Source organism: Pseudomonas nabeulensis (assembly GCF_004682045.1).
In the GTDB taxonomy this organism is placed as follows: Bacteria; Pseudomonadota; Gammaproteobacteria; order Pseudomonadales; family Pseudomonadaceae; genus Aquipseudomonas; species Aquipseudomonas nabeulensis.
Window position 1 is genome coordinate 1 of the sequence record NZ_QUZT01000118.1, and the last position, 9,030, is coordinate 9,030.

Sequence of the window (9,030 nt, forward strand, 5' to 3'; positions counted from 1 at the left end):
GGGCTTGCCCCCTCCCACATTGGGTTGTGGTGTTACTGAGTTGGGGTTTGCAAGTCGGCTATCGAGATTTCGCGCATGCGAAATTTCTGGATCTTGCCCGTCACCGTCATCGGAAACTCCTCGACGAACTTGAAGTGCTTGGGCGTCTTGAAGTGCGCAATGCGCCCTTTGCACCAGGCTTGCAGCTCCAATTCGTTAGCCACGTGGCCCGGGTGGAATTTCACCCAGGCCACGATCTCCTCGCCATAGCGCTCATCGGGAATACCAATAACCTGCACATCCGCCACCGCCGGATGGGTAAAGAAAAACTCCTCCACTTCACGCGGATACACATTCTCGCCGCCGCGAATGATCATGTCCTTGTTACGCCCGGCGATGCACACATAGCCGTGTTCATCCATGCTCGCCAGGTCGCCGGTGTGCATCCAACCGGCATCGTCGATGGCTTCGCGGGTGGCGTCGGGATTGCTCCAGTAGCCGAGCATCACGCTGTAGCCACGGGTGCACAGCTCGCCGATTTCGCCCCGTGGGACGGTATTACCGGAGGGGTCGATGATCTTGCTTTCCAGCTGCGGCTGGGTGCGGCCCACGGTGGTCACGCGGCGCTCCAGATCGTCATTGGCGCCGGTTTGCAGCGACACCGGGCTGGTTTCAGTCATGCCGTAGGCAATCTGCACCTCGCCCATATGCAGCTCACTGATGACCCGGCGCATGACTTCGATAGGGCACGTGGCGCCGGCCATGATGCCGGTGCGCAAGGTGGCCAGGTCGAATTCGCCACGCCGTGGGTGATCGAGCACGGCGATAAACATGGTCGGCACGCCATACAGGCCGGTGGCGCGCTCTTCGGCGACGGCGCTGAGGGTCAGCAGCGGGTCGAAGCCGTCATTCGGGTAAATCATCGTGGTGCCATGGGTGATGCAACCCAGGTTGCCCATCACCATGCCGAAGCAGTGATACAGCGGCACCGGGATCACCAGGCGATCCTGGGCGGTCAAACCCAGACTTTCGCCGACCATGTGGCCGTTATTGAGGATGTTGTGGTGACTGAGGGTGGCGCCCTTGGGAAAACCGGTGGTGCCGGAGGTGTACTGGATATTTACGGGCTGGTCGAAATGCAGGCTGGCCTGGCGCGCATGCAACTGCGCGGGCGGCACACCGGCACCGAGGGCCGCCAGTTGCGACCAGGGCATGAATCCTGAAGGAGGGTTGGGATCAAGGCTGATGATGCCTCGCAGGTCCGGTTGCAGCTCTTGCAACATCGCGTGGTAATCGGACGACTTGAAAGAGCCCGCACACACCAGCCACTGGCAACCAGACTGCTTGAGCACGTAATCCAGTTCACTGAGGCGATACGCCGGGTTGATGTTGACCAGGATCACCCCAAGCCTGGCACTGGCGATCTGGCTGATGCACCACTCGGCGCAGTTGGGCGCCCAGATGCCCAGGCGGTCACCGGTCTGCATCCCCAAGGCCATGAATGCCCGCGCATGCAGATCAACCGCCTCGGCCAGTTGCCGCCAGGTGTAGCGACGTTGCTGGTGGCGCACCACCAGCGCCTCGCCATCGGGGTAGCGCGCAACGGTTTGGTCGAAGGCCTGGCCAATGGTCACGGCCAGCAAGGTCTTGTCCTGTGAGCCACGGCTGTAGCTCTGATTCGGTTGTTCCATAACGACCCCTATTGTCTTTGTTGTAGGTGGACGGCACTGGGTTGACGTAAACGTAAACTACGATTGACAGGCTTGCAACGCAAGGCTTACGTTAACGTAAAGGTGAGCACCCTCCCCGACTGCCCACCACACAAAAACAACGTTCAATTCAAGGTGCCTGTCATGAGTTACCCGTCCCTGAACTTCGCCCTCGGCGAAACCATCGACATGCTGCGCGACCAAGTGCAGTCCTTCGTGGCCAAGGAGCTGGCACCCCGCGCGGCCCAGATCGACAGCGACAACCTGTTTCCCGTCGATATGTGGCGCAAGTTCGGTGATATGGGCCTGCTGGGCATCACCGTACCGGAGGAGTACGGCGGTGCCGGCCTGGGTTACCTGGCCCACGTGGTCGCCATTGAAGAGATCAGCCGGGGCTCGGCTTCGGTGGGGTTGTCCTACGGTGCCCACTCCAACCTGTGCGTCAATCAGATCAACCGCAACGGCACACACGCGCAGAAGCTCAAGTACCTGCCCAAGCTGATCAGCGGCGAACACATCGGCGCCCTGGCCATGAGCGAGCCGAATGCCGGCTCCGACGTGGTTTCGATGAAACTGCGCGCGGACAAACGCGGCGACCACTACGTACTCAACGGCAGCAAGACCTGGATCACCAACGGCCCCGACGCCAACACCTACGTGATTTACGCCAAGACCGACGTGGAAAAGGGCCCCCACGGCATCACTGCGTTTATCGTCGAGCGCGACTGGAAAGGCTTCAGCCGTGGCAGCAAGTTCGACAAGCTGGGCATGCGTGGCTCCAATACCTGCGAGCTGTTTTTCGATGACGTCGAAGTGCCCGAAGACAATATCCTCGGCCACCTCAACGGCGGCGTGAAAGTGCTGATGAGCGGCCTGGACTACGAACGCGTGGTGCTGGCCGGTGGCCCCATCGGCATCATGCAGGCGTGCATGGACCTGATCGTGCCGTACATCCACGACCGCAAACAGTTCGGCCAAAGCATCGGCGAGTTCCAACTGATCCAGGGCAAGGTCGCCGACATGTACACCCATCTCAACGCGGGCCGTGCCTACCTCTACGCCGTGGCCCAGGCCTGCGAGCGTGGCGAAACCACGCGCAAGGACGCCGCCGGGGTGATCCTCTACACCGCCGAGCGTGCCACCCAAATGGCCCTGGATGCGATCCAGATTCTCGGCGGTAACGGCTATATCAATGAATTCCCCGCCGGACGCCTGCTGCGCGACGCCAAGCTGTACGAAATCGGCGCTGGCACCAGTGAGATTCGTCGGATGTTGATCGGTCGCGAACTGTTCAACGAAACCCGCTGAGGGAGCGCGCCATGGCCACCTTGCACACCCAGCTCAACCCGCGTTCGGCGGAGTTCGCCGCCAACAGCGCGGCGATGCGCCAACAGGTCGACGCCCTGCACACCTTGCTCGCCCATGTGCAGCAAGGCGGCGGCGCCAAGGCCCAGGAGCGGCACACGTCGCGGGGCAAACTGTTGCCACGCGAGCGCATCAATCGCCTGCTCGACCCTGGCTCGCCGTTCCTGGAACTCAGCCAATTGGCCGCCCACCAGGTATATGGCGAAGACGTGCCCGCCGCCGGCGTGATTGCCGGCATCGGCTGCGTGGAAGGCGTCGAATGCATGATCGTCGCCAACGATGCCACGGTGAAAGGCGGCTCCTACTACCCGCTCACCGTGAAAAAACACCTGCGTGCCCAAACCATCGCCGAGCAAAACCGCTTGCCGTGCATTTACCTGGTGGATTCCGGCGGCGCCAACCTGCCGCGCCAGGACGAGGTATTCCCCGACCGCGAGCACTTCGGCCGGATCTTTTTCAACCAGGCCAACATGAGCGCCCAGGGCATCCCGCAGATCGCCGTGGTGATGGGCTCGTGCACCGCTGGCGGCGCTTACGTGCCGGCCATGGCCGATGAAGCGATCATGGTGCGCCAGCAAGCCACCATCTTCCTTGCCGGCCCGCCGCTGGTAAAAGCCGCAACGGGTGAAGTGGTGAGCGCCGAAGACCTGGGCGGTGCCGATGTGCACTGCAAGATCTCTGGCGTGGCCGACCACTATGCCGACAGCGATGAACATGCCCTGGCCCTGGCCCGACGCAGCGTGGCCAACCTCAACTGGCGCAAACAGGGTGAGCTGCTGCAACGCTCGCCCGTCGCGCCGTTGTACAACGCAGAAGAGCTATATGGGGTGATCCCGGCCGATGCCAAGCAGCCCTTTGACGTGCGCGAAGTGATTGCGCGGCTGGTGGACGGCTCGGTGTTCGATGAGTTCAAGGCGCTGTTTGGCACCACGCTGGTCTGCGGTTTTGCCCACCTGCACGGCTACCCGATTGCGATCCTCGCCAACAACGGCATCTTGTTCGCCGAAGCCGCGCAAAAAGGCGCGCACTTTATCGAGCTGGCCTGCCAGCGCGGGATTCCCCTGCTGTTCTTGCAAAACATAACCGGTTTTATGGTCGGCCAGAAATACGAGGCCGGCGGCATTGCCAAGCATGGTGCCAAGCTGGTGACCGCCGTGGCCTGCGCCAAGGTGCCGAAGTTTACGGTGATCATCGGTGGCAGCTTTGGCGCCGGTAACTACGGCATGTGCGGTCGCGCCTATGACCCGCGCTTCCTGTGGATGTGGCCGAATGCGCGCATCGGTGTGATGGGCGCCGAACAGGCTGCCGGCGTGCTGGTGCAGGTCAAGCGCGAGCAGGCCGAACGCGCGGGTGCTGCGTTCAGCGCCGAGGAAGAAGCCGCGATCAAGCAGCCGATCCTCGACCAGTATGAAACCCAGGGCCACCCTTACTACTCCAGCGCGCGCCTGTGGGATGACGGTGTCATTGACCCGTTGCAGACCCGTGACGTGCTGGCCCTGGCCTTGTCCGCCGCGTTGAATGCCCCCATCGAGCCGAGCCGCTTCGGCGTGTTCCGCATGTAAATGGAGCTGTATCCCATGAGCGATTTCAACACCCTCGAACTGATCACCGACAACCGTGGTTTTGCCACGCTGTGGCTCAGTCGTGAAGCCAAGAACAACGCGTTCAATGCCGAGATGATCCGCGAACTGATCATCGCCCTCGACCAGGTGCAAGGCGATCCGTCGCTGCGCTTCCTGGTTCTGCGCGGACGCGGCAAGCATTTCAGCGCCGGCGCCGACCTGGCCTGGATGCAACAATCGGCCGAACTGGATTACCACACCAACCTGGACGACGCCCGCGAGCTGGCAGAGCTGATGTACAACCTGGCCAAGCTGAAAATCCCGACCCTGGCGGTGGTGCAAGGTGCCGCCTACGGCGGTGCGCTGGGCCTGATCAGTTGCTGTGACATGGCAATTGGCGCGGACGATGCACAGTTCTGCCTGTCGGAAGTACGCATCGGCTTGGCCCCGGCGGTGATCAGCCCGTTTGTCGTGCAGGCGATCGGCGAACGTGCGGCGCGGCGTTATGCGCTGACCGCAGAGCGTTTCGGTGGCCCGCGCGCACGGGAACTCGGCTTGCTGGCGGAAAGTTACCCCGCAGGCGAGTTGGAGCTGCAAGTCGGTCTGTGGGTCACCAACCTGTTGCAAAACAGCCCGGCGGCGATGCGCGCCAGCAAGGATTTGCTACGGGAGGTGGGCAACGGCGCCCTCACCCCGGCGCTGCGCCGTTATTGCGAAAATGCCATCGCCCGCATCCGCGTCAGCGCCGAAGGCCAGGAAGGCTTGCGCGCCTTCCTGCAAAAACGTGCGCCGAGTTGGCAAGCTCAGGAGCCGCGTTCATGAGATCTCTGACGACACTCTTGGTGGCCAATCGCGGCGAGATTGCCTGCCGCGTCATGCGCACCGCCAAGGCCATGGGCCTGACCACCGTGGCCGTGCACAGCGCCATCGACCGGGATGCGCGGCACAGTCGCGAAGCGGATATTCGCGTGGACCTGGGCGGCAGCAAGGCCACCGACAGTTATCTGCAAATCGATAAATTGATTGCCGCCGCCCACGCCAGTGGCGCCCAGGCGATTCATCCGGGTTATGGATTTTTGTCGGAGAACCCAGGCTTTGCCCGCGCGATTGAAGCCGCCGGCTTGATCTTCCTCGGCCCGCCCGCTTCCGCCATCGACGCCATGGGCAGCAAATCCGCCGCCAAGGCGCTGATGGAAACTGCTGGTGTGCCGTTGGTGCCGGGTTATCACGGTGAAGCCCAGGATTTGGAGACCTTCCGTGCTGCCTGCGAACGCATCGGCTATCCGGTGTTGCTCAAAGCCACGGCCGGGGGCGGCGGCAAGGGCATGAAGGTGGTCGAGGACGTGAGCCAACTGGCAGAAGCCTTGGCCTCGGCCCAGCGTGAGGCGTTGTCGTCGTTCGGTAATAGCCAGATGCTGGTGGAGAAATACCTGCTCAAGCCGCGCCATGTGGAAATCCAGGTATTTGCCGACCAGCATGGGCATTGCCTGTACCTCAATGAGCGCGACTGTTCGATCCAGCGGCGCCACCAAAAAGTCGTCGAGGAGGCGCCGGCTCCCGGACTGAGCGCTGAACAACGCAAGGCCATGGGCGAAGCCGCCGTGCGGGCGGCCCAGGCTATCGGTTATGTCGGTGCGGGCACCGTGGAGTTTTTGCTGGATGCCCGTGGCGAGTTTTTCTTTATGGAGATGAACACGCGGCTGCAAGTGGAACATCCAGTGACCGAGGCAATCACCGGCCTGGACCTGGTGGCCTGGCAGATTCGCGTGGCCCAAGGCGAGCCGCTGCCGATCACCCAGGAGCAGGTGCCGCTGGCGGGGCATGCGATTGAAGTGCGTTTGTATGCCGAAGACCCGGCCAATGACTTTCTGCCGGCCACCGGGCAACTGGCGCTGTACCGCGAATCCGCAGCAGGCCCTGGACGCCGCGTGGACAGCGGCGTGGAACAAGGCGACAGCGTTTCGCCCTTCTACGACCCCATGCTCGGCAAGCTGATCGCCTGGGGCGAAAACCGCGAGCAGGCGCGCTTGCGCCTGTTAAGCATGCTCGATGAGTTCGCCATCGGTGGCCTCAAGACCAACCTGGGCTTCTTACGGCGGATTATCGGCCACCCGGCCTTTGCCGCTGCCGAACTGGATACCGGGTTTATTCCACGCTATCAGGATGAGTTGCTACCGGCGCCAGGCGCATTGAGCGACGAGTTCTGGCAGGCCGCCGGCGCAGCCTTTATGCAGAGCCTGCCGGCGGGTGATGGCCCTTGGGCGGATAAACGCGGGTTCCGTGCGGGTTTGCCCGCGGAGGTTTCCCTGCATTTAAGCTGCAATGGGCAGGACCGGTTGGTCACGCTGACGGGCACGGCACAGCTGAAAGGCGAGCAGTTGCTGATTGACGACCAAGGCGTGCGTCGCGCCCACCTCGCCGTTCGCCAAGCAGCTGCCCTGTATCTGCGCTGGGACGGCGAGATGCACGCGGTAAGCCTGTTCGACCCGATTGCGGCGGTGGAGGCCAATCAATCCCAGCAAGGCGGCCTGACAGCGCCCATGAACGGCAGCATCGTGCGCGTACTGGTCGACGTGGGCCAGCAGGTTGAAGCCGGTTCACAATTGGTGGTGCTTGAGGCCATGAAGATGGAGCACAGCATACGTGCACCGCAAGCCGGAGTGGTCAAGGCGCTGTTCTGCCAGGAAGGCGAAATGGTTGTCGAAGGGTGTGCGCTGGTGGAGCTCGAAACGGCGGATTAGGACGTGGCGGTCGCCTGGGCCAACGGCTTAGGCAGCGCTTAACAGACGCAAAGGAAAAATATTTCTATCCCACGGATAAAAACATTTGACTTGCAAATGATAATGATTATTATTGAACCCAGCTGATCGCGAGATCAGTCGATAGACCAAGGGACCTTAGGTCGGACTCTTGGAATATCTCCTCATCAGGCTAATCACGGTTTTTGACCCGGCTCTTTGGCCGGGTCTTTTTTTTGCCAGTTTTCCTGGCATGGCTTCAGGCTAATGAAGACTGTGTGTTGCTCGAATGGCGCGCATGGTAGCAAAAGACCATCGCCAAAAGAAAGCCGAACCGGCGCTCTAGCCCGGATCTTTGCGAATTAGCGCTTGAGAATCAATCTCATAGATTCTAAGCTTCGGCAGCGTCACGGATGACGCCCCCTCCCCTGCAACAATTTTTGCGTCAAGATTTTGCCTGAGTCCTGTGTAAGATATCTGCCACGACACTCCTATCCAGGCAGCCAGACTATGACCGTGGCCTTGACGTCCATCAGGATCAGCACCGACTTCGACAGTGGCAATATCCAGGTTCTGGATGCCCACGATGCCTATCAGTTATTGCTGGCCATCAAACCCGACACCCGCAGCCAACATTACCAATGGTTCCACTTCAAGGCCGACGGCATGCACGTGGGTCACACCCACACCTTCCGCCTGAGCAACGCGGGCAAGTCGTCCTACCCGCACGCGTGGGGCGACTACCACGCCGTCGCGTCCTACGACCATATCAATTGGTTTCGGGTGCCTTCGCGTTTTGACGGGGAAATCCTGCATATCAGCCTCAAGACCCGCGAGAAGCACGCCTGGTTCGCCTATTTCGAACCCTACAGCCGGGAGCGCCACGACTGGTTGATCGGGCAGGCGCTGAGCCGTAGCGACACGCAACTGCTGGCCACGGGTAAAAGTGTCGAGGGCCGTGCTATCCAGTTGCTGCGGCGTGGCAAAGGCGGCGAAGGCCGACGCAACATCTGGATCATCGCCCAGCAACACCCCGGCGAGCACATGGCCGAATGGTTTATGGAAGGCATCATCGAACGCCTGCAACAGGACGGCGATGACGAACTGAAAAAACTGCTGAAAGTCGCCGACCTGTATCTGGTCCCCAACATGAACCCGGACGGTGCGTTTCATGGCCACCTGCGCACCAACGCCATGGGCCAGGACCTCAACCGCGCCTGGCAGAGCGCCAGCCAGGAGAACAGCCCGGAAGTGCTGTTCGTCCAGCAGCAGATGGAAAAATACGGCGTGGACCTGTTCCTGGATATCCACGGCGACGAGGCAATCCCCTACGTGTTCACCGCCGGCTGCGAAGGCAACCCCGGCTACACGCCGCGTATCGAGGCGCTGGAGAAGCACTTTCGCAGCCACTTGAGCTCACTGACCCGCGACTTCCAGACCACCCATGGCTACACCCGCGACCTGCCGGGCGAAGCCAACATGACCCTGGCCTGTAACGCCGTCGGCGAAAAATACGACTGCCTGTCCCTGACCCTGGAAATGCCCTTCAAGGACAACAACGACGCGCCCAACCCGCACACCGGCTGGTCGGGCAAACGCTCGATGCAACTGGGCAAGGACGTGTTGAGCACCATCGCCGACATCGTCCACACCCTGCGCCCGTAGTGAGCGGGCTTG

The 9,030-nt window shown here is 61.6% G+C and carries 6 protein-coding genes; 5 read left to right on the top strand and 1 reads right to left on the bottom strand.

All coding sequences use genetic code 11. The annotated features are described in order from the left end of the window. Positions 1-32: 32 nt before the first annotated feature. Entirely contained in the window at positions 33-1,670 is a 1,638-nt protein-coding gene (locus DYL61_RS30595) for an AMP-binding protein (protein ID WP_135311488.1), read from the bottom strand. Between the two features lie 162 nt (positions 1,671-1,832). Between DYL61_RS30595 and DYL61_RS30600 the strand changes: the two genes are divergently transcribed. From DYL61_RS30600 to DYL61_RS30620, 5 genes are all read left to right on the top strand, one after another. Continuing rightward, positions 1,833-2,996 carry an isovaleryl-CoA dehydrogenase gene (locus DYL61_RS30600; RefSeq protein WP_135311489.1) on the top strand — a complete coding sequence of 388 codons (1,164 nt, stop codon included), beginning with the start codon at positions 1,833-1,835 and terminating at the stop codon, positions 2,994-2,996. A gap of 11 nt (positions 2,997-3,007) precedes the next feature. Next, positions 3,008-4,615, top strand: a complete 1,608-nt coding sequence (locus DYL61_RS30605; protein ID WP_135311490.1) for a carboxyl transferase domain-containing protein — start codon at positions 3,008-3,010, stop codon at positions 4,613-4,615. A gap of 15 nt (positions 4,616-4,630) precedes the next feature. Further along, complete coding sequence (locus DYL61_RS30610) at positions 4,631-5,437, top strand: gamma-carboxygeranoyl-CoA hydratase (protein ID WP_135311491.1); 807 nt, start codon at positions 4,631-4,633, stop codon at positions 5,435-5,437. Then, the gene (locus tag DYL61_RS30615; protein ID WP_135311492.1) at positions 5,434-7,356 is read left to right on the top strand and encodes an acetyl/propionyl/methylcrotonyl-CoA carboxylase subunit alpha; all 1,923 of its coding nucleotides are present in this window, start codon (positions 5,434-5,436) and stop codon (positions 7,354-7,356) included. The genes DYL61_RS30610 and DYL61_RS30615 overlap by 4 nt, the downstream gene beginning before the upstream one ends. Before the next feature lie 507 nt (positions 7,357-7,863). Beyond that, positions 7,864-9,018 carry a M14 family metallopeptidase gene (locus DYL61_RS30620; protein ID WP_135311493.1) on the top strand — a complete coding sequence of 385 codons (1,155 nt, stop codon included), beginning with the start codon at positions 7,864-7,866 and terminating at the stop codon, positions 9,016-9,018. The last annotated feature ends 12 nt before the right edge of the window (positions 9,019-9,030 follow it).